This is a genomic window from Butyricicoccus intestinisimiae, assembly GCF_018918345.1.
GTDB classification, from domain to species: Bacteria; Bacillota; Clostridia; order Oscillospirales; family Butyricicoccaceae; genus Butyricicoccus_A; species Butyricicoccus_A intestinisimiae.
Genome location: NZ_JAHLQI010000001.1, coordinates 84,519 through 100,816, shown reverse-complemented (window position 1 = coordinate 100,816; position 16,298 = coordinate 84,519). Strand labels below are relative to the sequence as shown.

Sequence of the window (16,298 nt, the reverse complement as noted above, 5' to 3'; positions counted from 1 at the left end):
CCGCAGACGGTTGGAATAATTTGAATATTTTTGAATTTTTTACTGTGGAATGCTTGACATTTATACGTCCGTATGTTATGATAAGAACATAGAAAGGAGGTGAACAAGTGAAAGAGCTGGGAAACAAAATAGAGGAGCTCATCGAACTGCTGAAACAGCTTGAAAAACTCCTCATACAGCTTATATCAGTTGTCGGCTGGATACTGATTCTGATAAAGCTGTTCTATTGAGACCGTGGGGGCTTAGCCCCCACCCTCATAAGAATCATAGCATAAAGTGCTCTTTCAATTCAAGATGAAAAATCAATTTTTCAGACTTATTTTCCATGTCGCTATTTGCATCGGATTATTCGCTTTCTTGTGCGCATTGATTTATCTGCTTGTGCACGGCGGAATCTGACCGAAAGAAAGGAACATCAACATGTCAGAAAGTAAATATCAGTCTCAAATGAAGAATCTCCGCAAGAATTACGTTCGTTTTCCGCTTGATCTCAAGCCGGACGTATTAGAAGCTTTCCGCGCCGCTTGTGAGAAGAACGGAACGAAAGCTACTACTGAAATCAAGAAGTTTATCAACCAGTATATTGAAGACAATCAGTAATTGATTGCAAGCCGCCGGTTCATGCCGGCGGTCTTTTTTGTACAGCAAAGCCGCCCCGATTGGAGCGGCCCGCTGAAAGGAGATTTAATATGCCATGACAAAAATGTCATTGGAGCTGCAGGTTGGATTTGAACCAACGCCCTGCCGATTACAAGTCGGCTGCTCTACCACTGAAGCTACAGCAGCGTATTGCCGGTCTTTCCCGGCTGTCAGGGAAACAAGCAAAGTATGTGTTGTTTTATATTGGAGAAAAAAGGAACCAATGCGTTTGCGGTGCAAGCAGCAGATTCCCAGCCCGCTGCTTCGTTCACCTTTTGGACACTACCAGTATAGCAGATGCTTTTTCGAAAATCGCCCAGTTTTTTTCCAACTTTGCGTTATGTCTCGGTAACGCCGTACAGTGAAATTGTAAATTTCCGCAGTGCAGCATTCTTTCGATTGTACACCTGCGACTTCTCAATGTTCATTTCCTCACAGAGCCGCTCTACATATCCTTTGTGCCTGTTGATGTAAAACACGTCAAGCAGATGCCTGTCGGTGTCTGTCAAGGCTCTGAGGGCTTTATTTACCCACTCTACCCATTCTGCCGTTTTTTGTTTTGCTCGTTCCAGCTCTGTTCGTTCAGAAATGTTGTTCAGCAGCGCGTCCTCGCGGCAATTTCCGCCGCCGTGTACCGCTGTGCTATCCGTTGTTGCCGACCGCACGCAAGTCATCTCTGCTTGCAGCTGTGCAATACGCTCTGCCACAGATTCAAGCGACTGTTCTTTCGCTGCATAATCGCGCAGCTTCGATTCCGCCTCTTTGACCCAGTTCAATGTTCATCCTCCGTTCTTTCTTTCAGCCGCAGATGTCGAAGCATCCAATTGATGTGATCCAGCCTGCGTGCAGCATCAGGCAAAGCCTTCCAGTACTCGCGCAACCAAGCCTTGTATCTTTCACACTGCTTCCAGCCACAGCCGCGAACAGCTGCACACGCGGTTGCCCCGCACGTGTCACAAGGCCGTTTCATATTTGCCCTCCTTCTCTTCCAGTCTCTGCACCCAGCGTGCTGTTTTTTCCTCTCGGGTGTGCGCCACGCGCTCCCAGTCCGCAATGGACAGGATTTCACCCAAGCAGACCTGCACGTCTGCCGATTCTTCAAGCAGCTTTTTCCAACCTGCTTCCGGTGTTACCGGCGTCGGATTCGCGCCGTCAATGATGCGCATCACTTGCTCTCCCTTTCCTCTAACCGCCGGATCCAGCGGTTTTCTTTTTTCGCTCTGGTGTGCGCGACTGTCTCCCAATCCGCTAAGCTGAGCAGTTCACCCAAGCTCACGTATACATCCGCGACCTCTTCCAGCAGATTCGCGTGAGCATCAGGGTACGAAACCGGCGTTGGATTATCATCTTCTAACGCGCGACGCTCTTTCAGCGCCGCCTGCGCGAGTTCTGCGCTTTCTTCCGCCAGCTGGCAGAGCAGCTCGCCTTCTGTTAAGTAATCTCTCGGTCTTGTCTTTATCATGTTAATCCTCCTCGTCGTCAATATCTTGTTGTCTTTGCCAGCTTGTCATGCACTCCTCCTCTCACAGGTCAAGCAGACCATCTAAAAAAATCAAACACATGATCGTCGCACAACATCCGGTAAAAACTCCGACCGCAATTCTCATCGGGAGCACCAAAGCAACATTGCTAAACTCGGAGAACGTGATGCAGTCCGCCATCCCAATCCCAAACACTACGCCGCCCGCAATCGCGCACACATATACCAGCGTTTTGATTGTTAACGCCACCACTGTTTCAAATTTTCTCACCGCGTTCCTCCTTGTTTTGCTTAAACACAACAACCATTGATGGAAAAGGGGCTGGATTTTTATTATTCCCAAATTTCAGCCGCCCTTTTACAAATCTAATCTCAGCTTTTTTGTAAATATACTCATGAAACCATCGTGTGTCCGTCCTTGCTGGCAAAAGCATAACGCAGACAGAAGCAGTTCCATCTTGTACGGATTCAAAACCTTTTTTGACCCATTCGGCAATCCCTCTGCCATACGGTGGGTTGCACCACACGCGCCCCCCCCATTCCTGTTTCAGACCGTCAATATCTGGGCTATAAAATTTTTCGCATTTTGAATTTTCCAACAATGCACACACATCAAGGTTGAAATCAAACTCTTGATTAAGATTGTCGAAAAAGTTTTGCGGAGTTGACCACAGATCTGTTTTACTTGAAAACATCACATCAGTATTCATCGTTCTTCCTCATATGCTTTCGGCAGCGGCATCCATGCCGTCACCTTGTCAAGCACCTTCCACTCTCTCGTCCTCCACCACGTTCTGTCCTCGATTTTCACGCAGCGTCCGACGTGCACCTGTGGGTGCAACTCGCTCGCATCACAAACCAGCACAAAGTCGGACTCCTCTTGTCTGCCGGTGTAGTCGACTTCCTCGTGCATTTCCGGTAAGCGCTCTGCGCACGGAATCCAGCGCGGCTTTTCTTTCAGCGCCTGCACGGCCATGCGCAGAGCTTCCAGCTCACACTCAATCTCGTGCAGCAGTTCTTCGTCCTCGCTCTTTTCCTCCAGCGCCCACTCCTCGTATCGCTCCTGATCGCAGATTATTTTGTCGATGTAGCCAATCGCTTCTGTTGTTTTCATTCAATCCTCCCGTACAGAATCTAAAATCACTTTCTCAAATCTAAAATCCCTGACGTTTCAAAAACACTATTCGCCATCCTCGGTGCCTCTCTCGTATGGGTACACGGTCTCTCGGACATGTGCGTCATACGGCAGTTCTACGTCTGCCACTGCGTACCGTCCTGCTGGATGTACATACACGATTGTCCCCTGCTGCAATGTCCCTGTTGCGCCCATGCGCACGTTGACTTGTTCTCCGATTTTCATGTGTTATCCTCTTGCTATCTGTTTACCCACCATTCAAAAACTTCTTCGCCAGTTTTCCATTCAGTAGCCAAGCCTTTTGCTTTTCGCACGTCCAGCATTTTGTCAAACGCTCGGATATACGCCCTCTTATAAGTAGGGTATTCTTCAAATTCCCGCGTTCGGTTACACTTGCTTGAAAGTGGGCAGCCTACACAGCCTACACGTTTGTACCCGTCACGATACTTGGGATTGACGTTAATGTTTTCTGCCGCGATATAATCCCATACATCATCGTCTGTCCAGTCGATGATGGGATTCACGGTTCGTTTTGCCTTCGGTCGACACGTCTCAAACATCGTGCGTTTTTCCGTGTTGTCCTGCATAAAAACTTCGTTGTCGCTCAATAAAACACTGTACTGTTTTCGCGAACCGATAATCTCAAAAGACTCTCTTGACGCACGTTTTGCGCTTTCCGCACGCCGAACTCCTGTTGCGATAAATCTGCCTTTACCGGCTGTTTCTTTTAACACCGAGCAGCAATATCGCGCAAAGCGCGTTGGCGGCATAGACTTCTGTGGTATGAGTGTCCACATCGTCACCGGAGCGTTTTTGTAGGTTGGCTTTATGATTTTGCACGAAAACCCTTTTTCTTCCAACTTTGCAAAAACCTGTCGTGTGTGGTACACAGTCTCCGGCATGTCTACTGTTGTCAAGCTGTGCACAATCTCAAACGGAATGCCCGCCTTTACTGCCAAATTTACCGTCAAATCAGAATCCTTGCCGCCGGAATAAGTAAGCAGCAGCGGCTTTTCGTAAATTTGCTGCGACATCTGTGCAGCTTCTTGCAATCGCAAGATTGCTTTGTCCTCAATCGTCATTCGCGTCCTCCTGCACCAGCTTTGCGATAATCTCGCGCTCAATCTCATACGCGGTCACAGCCGACTCTTCCGCGCCCATCCCGCAAACTGCGTCGCTGACGGCTGCCTGCACAAGTTTGATAACGTCAAACGCCGTGTACAGCTTGCCGGTGTCCGGTGCGTTGATAGCCTCGATTGCTGCAGTCATCACCTCAGCGTCCGCGTAAAATAAATCGCCTTTTTGCATTATGTCGCGTATTGTCTGTAGCCTCTTAACAATTTCCGATTTTGTCATTTTCCACCTCTCAATTCGTCCTCGTACAGGCACGATACTTCTTCTCCGTACACCTGCGAGACGCGCTGTCTCAACTTCTCGTTCGCATAATCTGCATCGACTTCACGGCTCATCCTTGCGTATTCCGCTGTATTTTCCTTGAGCTTTTGAGCCCAGATTTTCAGTCGGTCTTTGCCGATGCCGAACGCATCGTTCATGCTCACGACTGCGAGCCATAAGCACCGCTGCGCCTGTCTGTCGCTCTCCACGCGATGCGCGAGAGTTTTTAAGTCTCGCGCTTTCGCCAGCTGGATCGTCATGCTGTGATTCGTCTTGACCGGCTGCTTACGCTTCGCCCGCCGCTGCTTTCTGTTCATTCTGTTCCTCCTGTTCCTTTGTCATTGCTCTGTACTCTGCCAGCCAGTCCTGTTCCCAGTCGTCCAGCTTTGTTCCGCCGCCGTCCTTTTCGTGACGTCGTGGCGTTTTGCCGCTATCCTGCTCTCTCCCCAGCCAGATGTTCACAAACCGCGGAGCGCCTGCACGTGTTTTCCGTTTCCTCGGATTCGCGTCCAACCATGCAACCATTTGCTTGATTGCCAGATCAATGTCAACATTTGGATACGCCTCTGCCCAGCTATCAATCTGACTTTGCACGATAGGATAGACCTCGTTCTTGATACAAGGCAGTGTGTATACAGCAGGTTCGGCTGGTGCTGGTTCCGATGCTGTTTCACAGCTCGGAGCTATATAAGCTTCTATATCTGTATCTTTTCTCTTATTATCTTTTCTCTTATTATCTTTCTCTATATCTAGCGTCGCATTTTTGTTGCAGCACTGTTGCGTTACTGTTGCAGCACTGTTGCATTGCAACGCTTTCTTTGCTCGACTGCGCCTAGAGCGCGCGGTAGATGCAGCTTCAGAGATAGTTAATTCCGGCGTTTCCGTCAAAAAAGCCTCAGTTTCCGAAACTTTTTCAAGCAGTCCGTTCTTTTCGAGAAACAGCATACAGAATTGTACGTTTTCCGGCTCTTCGTCCAGCTCCAGCGCGATTTCCTCGTGAAACGTATCTTCTACGCCGTCGTAGTAAATGCGACCGTTGTTTTTCAAACCGAGCAGCAACATCTTGAGATAAATCACAGTGTATGTATCCCCACCTGCCATGCGGCGCAGCTTTTTCATCGCCTTGTCCGTGAAAAAACTTTCCTTGAGCTTGAGCCAGTACAGTCGCCTTTCACTCATCAGAACGGCACCTCCCCGTCATCGTCCGAAATTTCCGAAAAGTCGTTCGCGGCGGGCACATTGTAGCTCTGTGCCGGTGCCGGATCGGCATACGGCTGATAGTTGTTCTGCCGCTGCTGCGTGCCGCCCTCGCGGGTTTTCTTGCTGTCCCCGAACTGCACCTCATCCGCGAAAACTTCAATTGATGTGCGGTTGTTGCCGTTCTTGTCCTGCCAGCGGCGGGACTGGATGCTGCCCACTACAACAATCATCTGCCCTTTGGTGAACCACTGCGAAACAAATTCTGCGGTCTTTCGCCATGCGACGATGTCAATAAAATCCGTCTGTCGCTCTCCGTTTTGTCCAGTTCTGTTCCGGTCAACCGCAATAGAGAAGCGGATGACCGGCAGATTACTGTTGGTGTGCTTGAGTTCCGGATCGCGCGTCAGGCGACCCATCAGAATTGACTTATTAAGCATTGTTACCTCCAATCACGTTTCCGTCTTTGTCCAGCTCGTCCCAGAGGAAGCGTCCCTTGCCGCTATTCCTCCATTGTCCGTAGCCGTTGAACTTGCCGTAGTCGAGCCATTCGCGCACAAAGGGCTCTAAATCTCCGTCAAGCATCTGCACGGTAAAGTCAACCGTAGAGCCTGCCGGAACGCTGTCGCTGCACGCGATAGATATACGCTCGCCCTGCGGCGTAGACGCGCGCAGCGGGCGTGTGCACTCGTCGAGCAGCATACCGTGCATGTCGATCGGGTTTCGGCGCTGCTCGATAAAAACAAGCAAGTCGATTTTGCGTTTGTACGCGGACATCTTTGCCGATTTGCTGCCTTTGACGCGGCGCAGTGCACCAGCTGCGGACTTAAAAAATCCGCGGATTTGGTAATCGTAAACGAACGGTGTACCGTCCGGCAGCTTCGGGAACACGGTCTTACCCTTCTCTGCCGCGCCCTCGATGCCGAGGTTTGCGACCTCATCCTCGATTCCTTCCGCGTCCGGCGCCTTGCTCGCGATGTATTCGCGGTAGATGTCGCGGTTTTCCGGCAGTCCGCCCAGTGCGTCCTCCGTAAAAGTCCATCTTACGTGCATTTCCTTGATTTCCATTTTGATTTCCTCCTGTTTTTTGTCGTTTGTTTCAGCCTTGACATGGCGCTGCCTCTCACGGCTCCGCTATGCCATTGCGATTCAGTGCTCTGCTGCACAAGACCCTGCCGTTGCGGTTCTTCGCATCTCCTCGCCTTGCTTATCGTCGCAGTTCTCTGCTCTACTCTGCCTTAGCTGCTCGGTTCATTTCTGCGCCTTTGCCTCGCTCTGCTGCGCTCTTCCGTTGCTAATCTTCGCCCCGCTCTGCATTTCCGTTGCGGTTCCTAACTTTTCTCGGCGTCTCATTTCCGTTGCGGTGCATTGCAATGTCTTGCATTGCCTTTGCGTATCTGATCTGAGCCCAACTGCGCCTTCGCCTGTCCACGCTTTGCCTTGCAGCGCCTTTTCCGCTCTCAGCTTTGCTTTGCCTTTGCCGCGCTTCTCTGCGCTATGCCGTCGCCGTTCGCAACAAATCTGCGCCTATACCTCGCGGATGCGGATGTTGTGCACATAAAGCATCAATTTGCGCTTTATTATATACTCTTTCGTGCGCAAACCTTTTGTGTCCTCAACGACGATTTTGCCGTTTTCTGAATACACAAAATCCGCAACATAAGCGCATTCACGCTCAAGCAGCTTGCCCTTTTTCACCCCGCCGCGCGTGCCGATTTTACTCGGCTCGCGCTGTGTCGGGATGAGTACGAATTTGACCTGCCGCCGGAGATTTGTAATCTCTCCGGCTTGCTGTAACAGCATCAATTCCTCATACCTGCGGAATTCCTTCCTGCTGTCGAAGGTCACGCCGTCGCGGGTAATTTTTCGATTGTGATACTTAGCTCTCAACGATCGTCACCTGATCCGGATCGAGCTCGGAAACCACTTCGTCAGTCTCCGTTTCTTCCGTTTCTTCATCCACCGGAATAGTTTCAACCTCCCACATATTCTCGGAGAGCCCGTGCTTTACCGTCTCGTCTGCGACAGCTGCATAGGTCAGCTCGGTTTTCATCGGCGCATATTTCAGCGCCCTTTTCAACACGGTTTTCTTCGCCATCTCGTCAAAGTTCCTTTTCCAAGGAACCGACGAGAAGCTCTTTGAGAACTTCCGTCCGTGCCGCTCTACGTCCTCGCGGCTCATGACCTCAAAGCCATAGCCGCCGTCCTTGCCCTTCCAGACGGCGTAGTAGGCAATGACTGCGCCGCGGTCGCGGATGGCAGGCACGTGATGCAGCTCCGGCTCTAAGCCGAAGGAATAAGAAAACTCGTCGTTTTCGTGCACTTCGTGCGCCTGAATGCTCTGCACCTCACCGGAACGATACGCAAGGTCAATCAAGCCTTTATAGCCAATCTGGAACTGACACTCCAGCGCACCTTTGCTGTAATACGGAACCAGATACGCCTGTCCCAGCGGCGTGTTCGGCTCGACACCCAGCTGTGCGGCGGTCATCATCGCCGCCAAGAAGCTGCTCGGCGTGCACTGCTGCAGCTTCGGGCTGCTGCTCAGCGCGGACAGCGTGATGCGGGTAAAGCGTTCCGCTGTGATAGTCTTCGGCAGCGCCTTCGCGATTTCGCCGGACATGCTTTTGATGTAGTCCGCCATCGTCTTTTTACGGTTCTCTGCCGGTGCAGCTGCCTGCTGCTTCTTCGTAATTTTTCCTTCCATTGCCATGGTCAATCCTCCATTTTCTTCACACGCAGCACCCGCGTGCTGCTGGTCTTAAAGTATTTCTTGTCAATCGTTCCGCAGGCTGCTTCGTATGCCTTGCGGTCAAAGGTGTTGCGCTGCTGCGGCTTCCACGTGACACTCCAACCGTCCGTGTATCCGGTGCAGCATTCGCCCATCTGCGCTTTGATTTGATTTTCGACGCCGCGTTTGCGCTCCTCTGCACGGCTCAGGAGGTCTTTTGCCTCCTCGTATTCACGCAGCAGGTCTTTGCTCAGCATCACCTCTGCGTCCGCGTCGCAGTCCTTGTACAGCTTGCCGAGAGCTTCTTTGTCTGTCGTGCTGCCGTCCGGCGCGGGCGGTGTGTCGGTCTCTACGTGCCGCCAGAATGTCTGTACGGTCTCGCGGATTGCCGCAAATTCTTCCTCATTAACCTTCGTGATGCTTTCGCACCATTCCGGCTTCTTAAACTCGCTCGGAGCGCGGACAAGAGCATACACCTTGAATGCTCTGCCCATCACGAGCACGGCGAGATACCAGATCGGCAGTCCGGTTACTGCCATATAGGAAACACATTGCGCATAGTAGCTGTCTGGGAACTCGTCAGTCTGAAACTTGTCCTCGTTGTATGCGCTCGCCGTCTTGCACTCCAATCCGGCGTGCTCTCCGATCACCAACCGGTCAACATTCGCGTGCAAGTGCGGAAAGTCATCGTTTGTCATGATGTAGTTGTTCCGCTTGACCCTCTTTCCGGTCAGCTCACAGAAGCGTTCAGCGACATATGCTTCAAGGTCTCTGCCCTGCCGCATCGCTTCGTTGTCCTCTGCGTCCGGCAGCCGTCCGGTCTTGTTTGACCAGACGGTCAGCGCGGTCTGGTATCGGTTCAAGCCTAAAATTGCGCCGATTTCAGAGCCGCCGACACTATGCTTTCGCGCTTCCAGCCATTCCTCCCGCGTCATGTTCGCGGTGCTGATTTTACGAATCATCTTCCTGCTCCTCCTCTCGGATGCGCTCGTTTTCCTGCTGGCACCATGCGTCCCAACGCTCGAAATCCTTCTCTGGATCGTCACTATAGAAAATCATTGATTTTCCATCTCCTCTCAGCTATAATAGCTTTGTTGTATTTTGTTTGCACTCAGTTGGAATTGCCGTTCCGCTGGGTGCTTTTTCTTTTCAGATGCCGTTCGTGCGCCGCAATTAAATCCGGACGCACGCCCTGCCGCCGTGCCTGTTCGATTTGGATATGCCAGTTCGGGTAGTATTCCGCTGCACTGGCGGCCTTCTCCATTTCCTTGCGCAGGCATCGGCGCAGAATGGTTGAGGTTTGTTGCTTCATAATCTCGTTGTCTCCTGCATCCAAGTGTTGTCCCGCCGTATGTCACCGCAGAAGCCGCGCGGTTTGCTCTGTGCCGCACGCTTTGCACGGCGGCGCTTATTGCGCTCCATCCGCTCCCAGCGCACACAGCACACCTTGAAAAGCCCCAGCAGCGCGGCAGCACCCGCCGCCATACCACTCAAAAATGTAATCATAAAATACCTCCTAATTCCGTCAGCACGGCGAGAGCCGCCATGCAGATTGCATAATAAATTCCCAGTGTGATTGCCGTTGCAAGCGCTACAGCAATAATATCCTTGCGCATTACACAAAGCCTCCTGTTCTGCGCGCACGAAGCTCCGCTGCGTCCTCTGTATACTTGTTGCGCTCAAACGTCTCCAAATCAGACTGCTTGATACGCCAAGCGCGTCCGAATTTGACCGCCTTGAGCCGTCCAGCAGCGATATAGTCGTACACAACGTCACTGCTGACACCCCAGCGGTCTTTTACGTCAGTCACCGTCATGTATTTCATAGCTTTTCACACTCCTGCGCACAGCTTATTCACAAAGTAGACTTGACCCTTTCCGGTCACTTTCGTGGTCTTGTTGATGCTTGTGTGACCGTCTGCGTGGGTCACGACCGTCTCTTTGATTTCAAACAGCTGCATTTCCATGCTGCGCTGCGTCGGCATGTTGTAGTCTGCGCCCTTGCGGCGAATCAGATAGCCGTTATCGCGCATCCATGCAAACAGCTTGTTTTGACCGGTTGCAACGCCGTTCTGCTTGAGAATCTTTGCCAGCTCGCCGATCAAGATAGATGTGCTGCTCGCACACACAGAATCGGCAAACAGTGCTTTCGGCTGCATGGCTGTATTTTGCTCAAGTAGTATCTGGTTCTCACCCCTCAGTTTTTCTACGCGGCTGTTCGCAATCTGCAACGCTCTCTGCATGATCGCGTCCGGACTGTTCCATTCCTCCTCAATCCGGATGAAGTACTGTCGGCATTCCTTGCCGCGTTCTGTACGCTGCAACATGCAAATCTCTTTCGCCATCGGGATGGTCAGCTGGTGGTCGGTTTGCGTCTGTGGCATTTCTGTGCCGTCAACACGGAGGACATTTTTGACCACCGTCATGTAATCGACATTTTCAGAAAATCCATATTCACACATGCGGCTAAACCATTTTGCATACGGTGTCTTAACCTCAAGCATATCGTGCAGCTCTCTGCCCAACACAGTCGGGCGGTCGCTGCTGTAGTTGATGTTGATGATCTCGTTCATATAGTCTCCTTTCTTGTCTTGTTAATTTTGTCTAGCTTGCTAGACATTTATTCTAAAAAAATAAGATCACTGACTTGTACTCCGAGTGCAATAGCAATCTTGCGCAGAGTTTCCGTTGTGGTAACTCGAATATTGCCACTTTCCAACCCTGAAATTGTCGCTCTCGATACGCCAGACTTGTGTGCCAAGTCTTCCTGCGTCATCTTCAAGCCTGTACGGATTTCACGAATCTTAAAGTTCAATCGCTGTATCCTCCTCTCTTCTATTTTGTTCGCTCTTCTTGAGCTGATTAAAGTCTAGCATGCTAGACAATATTTGTCAAGCATATTTTACAAGAAATCTTGATTTTTATTTTTTTGTATTGTATACTAGACAAAACGGAGGTGATCTCATGACACTAGGTAATCTTATAAAGAAATATCGCAAAGAGCACTCCATGAGTCAACAAGCCTTTGCAGATTTAACAGGATTGAGCAAAGCATATATATCTATTTTAGAACGGAACTTCAATCCGGTTAACAAAAAACAACCTATTCCATCAGTAGCAACTATTAAAAGCGTGGCAACTGCTATGAATACGGACTTTAATGACCTCATTGCAATACTTGACCCAGATACTCAAGTATCTATAAATGCAGAGGAGCACCCACAGCCGTCCCTCCCACCCGACGCTATCCCCTACGCGCCGACGCAGCGCATTCCGATTCTGGGCAGGATTTCCGCGGGCTTGCCTCTATATGCCGATGAGCAGATAGAAGGCTACACATACACAGACTTAAATCATGGCGGCGAATATTTTGCTTTACGAGTGCATGGTGACAGTATGGACGCCTTGGGCATCAAAGAAGGGTATCTGGTTATTGTCAGACGGCAGGATTATGTAGATAACGGTACCATCTGTGTAGTTCTGGTCGGTGATAATGAAGCAACTATGAAGCGCTTCTATCAGGACGGCGATACGGTCACTCTCATGCCGCAATCAACAAATCCCAAGCATATGCCGCAGATTTATAATTTGAAGCATACGCCGATTCATATTATCGGCAAGGTTGTAAAAGTTGAATTCACGTTGGATTGATTGGTAGGGCAAACGAATCGCACCGCACATGGGTGTGTGAATTGAAATGAAATAAAGTCTTAACTATCAGGAAAATTAGGAGGTAGAGAAATGATTGATTTCAGCAAATCAGCAGTCTTTAAGCTAACGTTGGACAAAAAATTGGATTTGGGGCTGGTAAAAGACATTCTTGTTGCCGGTGAGGAAGCGTATCAAACTTATACAACGGTGCGAGACAAGGTGATCTTCACAAATAAACGTGTTATTGCTATTAATATCCAAGGATTTCTTGGTGCAAAAAAGGATTTTACCTCTCTTCCGTATTCAAAAATCCAGGCATTTTCTGTAGAAACGGCCGGCACGTTTGATTTGGATGCCGAGCTTGATCTTTGGTTCTCTTCGGTCGGAAAGGTTCGGTTTGAATTCGCCGCGAACTGTAACGTTCAGGAAATCAATCGTGTTATCAGCGAGTACGTATTAAATAATTAAAAAAATCCCGCCGACAAATGTCAGCGGGAAAGCAAACCTTATTTTATTTGGCCATTAGATTTCAATTCATCTTTCAATAAATGTAACTCTGCTCTAGCATCTAAAAAAAGCAGGAGCATTTTATCCTGTTTTGTTTTCAATATATGATACGTCGTACCGCATACACACGTACAAATAAGTAGCGAAACAATAACCGCAACGATAATCGAATACACTGTACACTCCTTCTTTCTATTTTATGCTATCTTTAGTGTAACTGATTTAAAAAGGTATTGCAACAATAAAATTTCGTCATCATTCGCCCTGTTTAATTTTAAGAAAGAATTCATTCGCACATGGTAAATCGAATAGTAAGTTACATATTAAATTACATATCATCTAGCAACTTTTATCTCTTTAGCTTAGCAGATATTATCTCATTATCTATTACATTTCTCACATGGAAAACAGCAAAAGGTCTCAAGAAGCAATTGTATATCGGAAATCGTTCTGAAAACATCATAAAAGAACTAAAGAGATATAGAACAAACATTAAATCTATCGAATGTTCTATTGACGATAATCTACCATCGCTTTCTCCTATTTCTATTCAAAAAGATTTGGGCGCTTGCATTATTCATTTGAAAGAAGCAAGTTCACTTTTTCCCTTTAGACATCGAAGAAAAATCCGAAATATTAGCGAAAATTATCACGAACTTTTAGAAAAATTAAAAAATTCTTCCCAATCTCAAAATATGAATGTTGAGATTATGCGGTTATGTCAGCAAACTAGCGTATTGCTGAACGATATTATTTGTAAAATGGAGAGTGAAAAAATATGAACACTTCACCGGAAAGAAAAAACGTATTTACCGAACTAGATATATCGGAATCAGAAACCACAAAAAATTTTATCCGTTCTTTGAAAACATCTACAAAATCAGGCAACATTCACTGGCGTCAGATTTACAATATCGGCTCTTTTCGTTTTCCTGAAGAGTATCAAAAATATTTGCTTGATGATTTTGACAATCAAACAGGAAAATACAAACTGAACTATAGCCGATGTTTCTATACTGTATTTGATAACACATTCATCTTGTTCCTGGATGTCATCTATCCAAATCCTGATTCTTCAGATCCACCTTGGCAAGATTTTCAAATCCTTCTTGGTCAAGAAGGTAGTGATGGGTATTTAACGCATATGCCTTACGATGATATATATGCCGCCAGTGATGAATCATTACAAGTTGAAATTGGTTCTCTTTGCCACTTTATTGAAAAATATATGGTAAGCCCTGAAAACCGCGCATTTACTTTTATGCAAAATTTTGTTGAGCACTCAGCCAATTGGTGAACGCATTACGGAGGTGATATAAATATGCATTTTGAAGATAAATACCATCTGACGCCGCAGCAAAGCTTATTTCTCGCAAAAAAGAAGTGGGACGAAAACATTTACTGCGGTATGAAAATGGAAAACAGAGCGGTCACATTTCCGCAGACACAGACCATCTTGAACGGTGTCAATGTTCCGAATGTCCAGTTGGATGACATACAGGCGATTTTGAACATGCGTGATGCATGGAAGTACCTGGTCAAGACAATAGATGCGCCGGTCACGCTGGAATATCTGTGCAAGCTCAATGAATTCATTGCACGCAATGAAGCTCTGGAATGGGGCGTACTGCGCACCGGTTCCGTTGGAATCTCCGGTACAGATTATATGCCGCCTGTTCCTGTCTATGAGGAAGTGTCCGACGCACTTCATGCACTGATAAATAATACTGATATGACCGCCACAGAAAAAGCACTGGAGGCGTTCGTGTGGGGCGCACGCGGCCAATTCTTTTGGGATGGAAACAAGCGCACCAGCATGACCCTCGCAAACAAGATTCTTGTCTCTGCCGGTGCCGGTATCCTTACCATTACAGACAAGCACATGGAGCAGTTCAATACATTGCTGCTGCAATATTACAACACCGGCAGCAGCGCAGACTTGAAAGAATTTCTGTATCAGCACACAATACAAGGAATCGAAATGCAGTAAATAAAAAAATCCCGCTCCGGTGTTGGTAGCACCGAAACGGGACATGGGCTGAAAAACTTTTGACCAGGTTATATTCAGCCCTTTTATTATATCATATTTTAAGAGTAAATAAAAGGAGTGGTTTTTGTGTCTTACAAATATAGGCAAACATTTGTAGTCGGCAATAAACCGGACGGAAAGCCGATCAGGAAGGAAATTCGCAGCAATAACAAAAAGGAATTTGACGCAAAGGTACGGTATTACCGAAATCTGTATGCAAAAGGCGTGCAAGTTGTAGGCAAAGGCATTACCGTGGAGCAGTACGCATATGCCTGGCTTGAAAAGTACAAAAAACCAAGTGTTGGCGTGTCACAGTTGCGGAACTATGACATTCTGCTTCGCAAACACATTTGTCCCGTCGTTGGCCACATGGATTTGCGGCAAGTCAAAGCGTTTCATTTGCAGGAGGTATTGGACCGTTCCCCCGCTCGCTCGCAGTCCAGCATGGATAAATTGATGGGCACCCTGCGGCAGATATTTGAACGAGCCGAAATCGACGGATTGATAGAAGTCTCTCCCGCCCGCAAGCTTGTGAGACCTGTTTGCAGCGCAGCAGAGACGCGCAGGGCGTTGACCTCACAAGAGATATCTACTTTCATGCAGGCAGCAAGAAAACACCGTGGCGGCTTGTGGGTGCGGCTTATGCTGCAGTGTGGCTTGCGCCGCGGCGAGGCGGTTGCTCTGCGCGTTGAGGACATCAACACGGCAGATTCGTTGATCCATGTCGTGCATTCTGTCGAATACGCATCCGGCAACAGCGGCCGGATAAAAGATACAAAAACATCAAGCAGCACACGCTGCGTTCCGCTGCCGGATGACCTCTGTGCCGATCTGCTGCAATACATCGAATCGCACAACATTCGTCGCGGCTTTGTTTTTCGCAACGCAAATGGAAGCTGCATGTCTGAGACGAAAATTCGGCGGCTCTGGCACAGTTTCATGCGGACGTGGGATTTGACAGCCGGCGCAAAGACATATCGTAACGCCGTTGTGAATCACGCTATTGACCAATCCATTACGCCGCATTATCTGCGACATACATATGCAACTCAGCTGCATCGTGCCGGATATGACCTGAAAACAGCACAATATTTACTAGGTCACTCAGATATTCGGACAACCGCAAATATTTACAGCCACATCGAAAACGATGATGCCAAGCGGCTTGCAGCACAGATTGATGTAACGTCAATCTGGAATTTTGAATAATTTTATTTGCCACATCTTTGCCACATTTTTGCCACACATTTTCAGGAATAGCTCCAAATACAGCGGTTAACACCGCTTAAACCGAAAAATAGAAATCTTCATATTTCAAAACAATTTCTACTTAAAAGTTTCGAATACATGCAGAAATCCCCTAGAACCGCGCAGATTCTAGGGGATTCGTTTTGGTGGACACTAACGGTCTCGAACCGCTGACCTTCCGCACGTCAAGCGGATGCTCTACCAACTGAGCTAAGTGTCCGTATCGCTAAACAGTGATATTAATATACCAAAAAATCTACCCTTTGTCAACCATTTTTTTGAAACGA

At 48.3% G+C, this 16,298-nt stretch carries 30 protein-coding genes and 2 tRNA genes; 8 read left to right on the top strand and 24 right to left on the bottom strand.

Translation table 11 applies throughout. From position 1 onward, the window contains the following. Positions 1–107 precede the first annotated feature (107 nt). Both KQI75_RS13665 and KQI75_RS00525 read left to right on the top strand, forming a co-directional pair. Positions 108–230: a hypothetical protein gene (locus KQI75_RS13665; protein ID WP_281416177.1), complete on the top strand. Its 123-nt coding sequence runs from the start codon at positions 108–110 to the stop codon at positions 228–230. Positions 231–420: 190 nt separating this feature from the next. After that, positions 421–600, top strand: coding sequence for a hypothetical protein (locus KQI75_RS00525; RefSeq protein WP_216468735.1), 180 nt, complete (start codon positions 421–423; stop codon positions 598–600). A gap of 110 nt (positions 601–710) precedes the next feature. On the opposite strand, the gene KQI75_RS00520 is transcribed toward KQI75_RS00525, so the two are convergent. The 23 genes from KQI75_RS00520 to KQI75_RS00410 form a co-directional block, all read right to left on the bottom strand. Next, positions 711–786: transfer RNA gene (locus KQI75_RS00520), tRNA-Thr, on the bottom strand. A 191-nt stretch (positions 787–977) separates the two neighbouring features. After that, a complete protein-coding gene (locus tag KQI75_RS00515) occupies positions 978–1,415 on the bottom strand; it encodes a DUF1492 domain-containing protein (RefSeq protein ID WP_216468734.1) in 438 nt (145 codons plus the stop codon). Further along, a complete protein-coding gene (locus tag KQI75_RS00510; protein WP_216468733.1) occupies positions 1,412–1,609 on the bottom strand; it encodes a hypothetical protein in 198 nt (65 codons plus the stop codon). Before KQI75_RS00510 ends, KQI75_RS00515 begins: the two co-directional genes overlap by 4 nt. Continuing rightward, positions 1,593–1,805 carry a hypothetical protein gene (locus KQI75_RS00505; protein ID WP_216468732.1) on the bottom strand — a complete coding sequence of 71 codons (213 nt, stop codon included), beginning with the start codon at positions 1,803–1,805 and terminating at the stop codon, positions 1,593–1,595. Before KQI75_RS00505 ends, KQI75_RS00510 begins: the two co-directional genes overlap by 17 nt. Further along, positions 1,805–2,101 (bottom strand): nucleoside triphosphate pyrophosphohydrolase family protein, encoded by a 297-nt coding sequence (locus tag KQI75_RS00500; RefSeq protein ID WP_216468731.1) that lies wholly within the window; start codon positions 2,099–2,101, stop codon positions 1,805–1,807. Before KQI75_RS00500 ends, KQI75_RS00505 begins: the two co-directional genes overlap by 1 nt. 61 nt (positions 2,102–2,162) lie before the next feature. Next, positions 2,163–2,390 (bottom strand): hypothetical protein, encoded by a 228-nt coding sequence (locus KQI75_RS00495; RefSeq protein WP_216468730.1) that lies wholly within the window; start codon positions 2,388–2,390, stop codon positions 2,163–2,165. Next, positions 2,377–2,829, bottom strand: a complete 453-nt coding sequence (locus tag KQI75_RS00490; protein ID WP_216468729.1) for a phage N-6-adenine-methyltransferase — start codon at positions 2,827–2,829, stop codon at positions 2,377–2,379. The genes KQI75_RS00495 and KQI75_RS00490 overlap by 14 nt, the downstream gene beginning before the upstream one ends. Beyond that, on the bottom strand, positions 2,826–3,233 hold the full coding sequence (locus KQI75_RS00485; RefSeq protein WP_216468728.1) for a DUF551 domain-containing protein: 408 nt from the start codon (positions 3,231–3,233) through the stop codon (positions 2,826–2,828). Before KQI75_RS00485 ends, KQI75_RS00490 begins: the two co-directional genes overlap by 4 nt. Before the next feature lie 66 nt (positions 3,234–3,299). Then, positions 3,300–3,479, bottom strand: a complete 180-nt coding sequence (locus tag KQI75_RS00480) for a hypothetical protein (protein WP_216468727.1) — start codon at positions 3,477–3,479, stop codon at positions 3,300–3,302. Positions 3,480–3,493: 14 nt separating this feature from the next. Next, positions 3,494–4,336: a phosphoadenosine phosphosulfate reductase family protein gene (locus KQI75_RS00475; protein WP_246566278.1), complete on the bottom strand. Its 843-nt coding sequence runs from the start codon at positions 4,334–4,336 to the stop codon at positions 3,494–3,496. Then, positions 4,326–4,523 (bottom strand): hypothetical protein, encoded by a 198-nt coding sequence (locus tag KQI75_RS00470; protein WP_216468726.1) that lies wholly within the window; start codon positions 4,521–4,523, stop codon positions 4,326–4,328. The genes KQI75_RS00475 and KQI75_RS00470 overlap by 11 nt, the downstream gene beginning before the upstream one ends. A gap of 83 nt (positions 4,524–4,606) precedes the next feature. Further along, positions 4,607–4,966 (bottom strand): hypothetical protein, encoded by a 360-nt coding sequence (locus KQI75_RS00465; protein WP_216468725.1) that lies wholly within the window; start codon positions 4,964–4,966, stop codon positions 4,607–4,609. Further along, positions 4,935–5,828 (bottom strand): phage replisome organizer N-terminal domain-containing protein, encoded by an 894-nt coding sequence (locus tag KQI75_RS00460; RefSeq protein ID WP_216468724.1) that lies wholly within the window; start codon positions 5,826–5,828, stop codon positions 4,935–4,937. The genes KQI75_RS00465 and KQI75_RS00460 overlap by 32 nt, the downstream gene beginning before the upstream one ends. Further along, positions 5,828–6,286, bottom strand: coding sequence for a single-stranded DNA-binding protein (locus KQI75_RS00455; RefSeq protein ID WP_216468723.1), 459 nt, complete (start codon positions 6,284–6,286; stop codon positions 5,828–5,830). The genes KQI75_RS00460 and KQI75_RS00455 overlap by 1 nt, the downstream gene beginning before the upstream one ends. Continuing rightward, on the bottom strand, positions 6,279–6,914 hold the full coding sequence (locus tag KQI75_RS00450; protein WP_216468722.1) for a hypothetical protein: 636 nt from the start codon (positions 6,912–6,914) through the stop codon (positions 6,279–6,281). The genes KQI75_RS00455 and KQI75_RS00450 overlap by 8 nt, the downstream gene beginning before the upstream one ends. A 459-nt stretch (positions 6,915–7,373) precedes the next feature. Continuing rightward, positions 7,374–7,736, bottom strand: coding sequence for a DUF1064 domain-containing protein (locus KQI75_RS00445; protein ID WP_216468721.1), 363 nt, complete (start codon positions 7,734–7,736; stop codon positions 7,374–7,376). Beyond that, a complete protein-coding gene (locus KQI75_RS00440) occupies positions 7,726–8,559 on the bottom strand; it encodes a recombinase RecT (protein ID WP_216468720.1) in 834 nt (277 codons plus the stop codon). The genes KQI75_RS00445 and KQI75_RS00440 overlap by 11 nt, the downstream gene beginning before the upstream one ends. Before the next feature lie 2 nt (positions 8,560–8,561). Further along, positions 8,562–9,539: a YqaJ viral recombinase family nuclease gene (locus tag KQI75_RS00435; RefSeq protein ID WP_216468719.1), complete on the bottom strand. Its 978-nt coding sequence runs from the start codon at positions 9,537–9,539 to the stop codon at positions 8,562–8,564. 149 nt (positions 9,540–9,688) lie between these two features. Further along, positions 9,689–9,889, bottom strand: coding sequence for a hypothetical protein (locus tag KQI75_RS00430; RefSeq protein ID WP_216468718.1), 201 nt, complete (start codon positions 9,887–9,889; stop codon positions 9,689–9,691). Then, a complete protein-coding gene (locus tag KQI75_RS00425) occupies positions 9,886–10,083 on the bottom strand; it encodes a hypothetical protein (RefSeq protein ID WP_216468717.1) in 198 nt (65 codons plus the stop codon). Before KQI75_RS00425 ends, KQI75_RS00430 begins: the two co-directional genes overlap by 4 nt. A gap of 109 nt (positions 10,084–10,192) precedes the next feature. Then, entirely contained in the window at positions 10,193–10,402 is a 210-nt protein-coding gene (locus KQI75_RS00420) for a helix-turn-helix domain-containing protein (protein ID WP_216468716.1), read from the bottom strand. A 6-nt stretch (positions 10,403–10,408) separates the two neighbouring features. Further along, positions 10,409–11,149: a phage antirepressor KilAC domain-containing protein gene (locus tag KQI75_RS00415; protein ID WP_216468715.1), complete on the bottom strand. Its 741-nt coding sequence runs from the start codon at positions 11,147–11,149 to the stop codon at positions 10,409–10,411. A gap of 47 nt (positions 11,150–11,196) precedes the next feature. Then, positions 11,197–11,391 carry a helix-turn-helix transcriptional regulator gene (locus tag KQI75_RS00410; RefSeq protein WP_246566277.1) on the bottom strand — a complete coding sequence of 65 codons (195 nt, stop codon included), beginning with the start codon at positions 11,389–11,391 and terminating at the stop codon, positions 11,197–11,199. A gap of 149 nt (positions 11,392–11,540) precedes the next feature. On the opposite strand from KQI75_RS00410, the gene KQI75_RS00405 reads away from it, so the two are divergent. From KQI75_RS00405 to KQI75_RS00380, 6 genes are all read left to right on the top strand, one after another. Further along, positions 11,541–12,227, top strand: a complete 687-nt coding sequence (locus KQI75_RS00405) for a helix-turn-helix domain-containing protein (protein WP_216468714.1) — start codon at positions 11,541–11,543, stop codon at positions 12,225–12,227. A gap of 90 nt (positions 12,228–12,317) precedes the next feature. Then, a complete protein-coding gene (locus KQI75_RS00400; protein WP_216468713.1) occupies positions 12,318–12,695 on the top strand; it encodes a PH domain-containing protein in 378 nt (125 codons plus the stop codon). 335 nt (positions 12,696–13,030) lie between these two features. After that, entirely contained in the window at positions 13,031–13,516 is a 486-nt protein-coding gene (locus KQI75_RS00395; RefSeq protein WP_216468712.1) for a hypothetical protein, read from the top strand. After that, positions 13,513–14,031, top strand: coding sequence for a hypothetical protein (locus KQI75_RS00390; RefSeq protein WP_216468711.1), 519 nt, complete (start codon positions 13,513–13,515; stop codon positions 14,029–14,031). Before KQI75_RS00395 ends, KQI75_RS00390 begins: the two co-directional genes overlap by 4 nt. 24 nt (positions 14,032–14,055) lie before the next feature. Beyond that, on the top strand, positions 14,056–14,724 hold the full coding sequence (locus tag KQI75_RS00385) for a Fic family protein (protein WP_216468710.1): 669 nt from the start codon (positions 14,056–14,058) through the stop codon (positions 14,722–14,724). Between the two features lie 126 nt (positions 14,725–14,850). Beyond that, positions 14,851–15,972: a tyrosine-type recombinase/integrase gene (locus tag KQI75_RS00380; protein WP_216468709.1), complete on the top strand. Its 1,122-nt coding sequence runs from the start codon at positions 14,851–14,853 to the stop codon at positions 15,970–15,972. Positions 15,973–16,155: 183 nt separating this feature from the next. Here the strand turns inward: KQI75_RS00380 and KQI75_RS00375 are convergent. Further along, positions 16,156–16,231 (bottom strand) — tRNA-Val (locus KQI75_RS00375). Between the last annotated feature and the right edge of the window lie 67 nt (positions 16,232–16,298).

Excerpts from the sequence above, each read along its gene's own strand:
- KQI75_RS00525 (WP_216468735.1), top strand. The coding sequence starts at position 421 with ATGTCAGAAAGTAAATATCAGTCTCAAATGAAGAATCTCCGCAAGAAT.
- KQI75_RS00510 (WP_216468733.1), bottom strand. The coding sequence starts at position 1,609 with ATGAAACGGCCTTGTGACACGTGCGGGGCAACCGCGTGTGCAGCTGTT.
- KQI75_RS00505 (WP_216468732.1), bottom strand. The coding sequence starts at position 1,805 with ATGCGCATCATTGACGGCGCGAATCCGACGCCGGTAACACCGGAAGCA.
- KQI75_RS00500 (WP_216468731.1), bottom strand. The coding sequence starts at position 2,101 with ATGATAAAGACAAGACCGAGAGATTACTTAACAGAAGGCGAGCTGCTC.
- KQI75_RS00490 (WP_216468729.1), bottom strand. The coding sequence starts at position 2,829 with ATGAATACTGATGTGATGTTTTCAAGTAAAACAGATCTGTGGTCAACT.
- KQI75_RS00485 (WP_216468728.1), bottom strand. The coding sequence starts at position 3,233 with ATGAAAACAACAGAAGCGATTGGCTACATCGACAAAATAATCTGCGAT.
- KQI75_RS00480 (WP_216468727.1), bottom strand. The coding sequence starts at position 3,479 with ATGAAAATCGGAGAACAAGTCAACGTGCGCATGGGCGCAACAGGGACA.
- KQI75_RS00475 (WP_246566278.1), bottom strand. The coding sequence starts at position 4,336 with ATGACGATTGAGGACAAAGCAATCTTGCGATTGCAAGAAGCTGCACAG.
- KQI75_RS00470 (WP_216468726.1), bottom strand. The coding sequence starts at position 4,523 with ATGACTGCAGCAATCGAGGCTATCAACGCACCGGACACCGGCAAGCTG.
- KQI75_RS00465 (WP_216468725.1), bottom strand. The coding sequence starts at position 4,966 with ATGAACAGAAAGCAGCGGCGGGCGAAGCGTAAGCAGCCGGTCAAGACG.
- KQI75_RS00460 (WP_216468724.1), bottom strand. The coding sequence starts at position 5,828 with ATGAGTGAAAGGCGACTGTACTGGCTCAAGCTCAAGGAAAGTTTTTTC.
- KQI75_RS00455 (WP_216468723.1), bottom strand. The coding sequence starts at position 6,286 with ATGCTTAATAAGTCAATTCTGATGGGTCGCCTGACGCGCGATCCGGAA.
- KQI75_RS00450 (WP_216468722.1), bottom strand. The coding sequence starts at position 6,914 with ATGGAAATCAAGGAAATGCACGTAAGATGGACTTTTACGGAGGACGCA.
- KQI75_RS00440 (WP_216468720.1), bottom strand. The coding sequence starts at position 8,559 with ATGGCAATGGAAGGAAAAATTACGAAGAAGCAGCAGGCAGCTGCACCG.
- KQI75_RS00435 (WP_216468719.1), bottom strand. The coding sequence starts at position 9,539 with ATGATTCGTAAAATCAGCACCGCGAACATGACGCGGGAGGAATGGCTG.
- KQI75_RS00430 (WP_216468718.1), bottom strand. The coding sequence starts at position 9,889 with ATGAAGCAACAAACCTCAACCATTCTGCGCCGATGCCTGCGCAAGGAA.
- KQI75_RS00425 (WP_216468717.1), bottom strand. The coding sequence starts at position 10,083 with ATGATTACATTTTTGAGTGGTATGGCGGCGGGTGCTGCCGCGCTGCTG.
- KQI75_RS00420 (WP_216468716.1), bottom strand. The coding sequence starts at position 10,402 with ATGAAATACATGACGGTGACTGACGTAAAAGACCGCTGGGGTGTCAGC.
- KQI75_RS00415 (WP_216468715.1), bottom strand. The coding sequence starts at position 11,149 with ATGAACGAGATCATCAACATCAACTACAGCAGCGACCGCCCGACTGTG.
- KQI75_RS00405 (WP_216468714.1), top strand. The coding sequence starts at position 11,541 with ATGACACTAGGTAATCTTATAAAGAAATATCGCAAAGAGCACTCCATG.
- KQI75_RS00400 (WP_216468713.1), top strand. The coding sequence starts at position 12,318 with ATGATTGATTTCAGCAAATCAGCAGTCTTTAAGCTAACGTTGGACAAA.
- KQI75_RS00395 (WP_216468712.1), top strand. The coding sequence starts at position 13,031 with ATGGTAAATCGAATAGTAAGTTACATATTAAATTACATATCATCTAGC.
- KQI75_RS00390 (WP_216468711.1), top strand. The coding sequence starts at position 13,513 with ATGAACACTTCACCGGAAAGAAAAAACGTATTTACCGAACTAGATATA.
- KQI75_RS00385 (WP_216468710.1), top strand. The coding sequence starts at position 14,056 with ATGCATTTTGAAGATAAATACCATCTGACGCCGCAGCAAAGCTTATTT.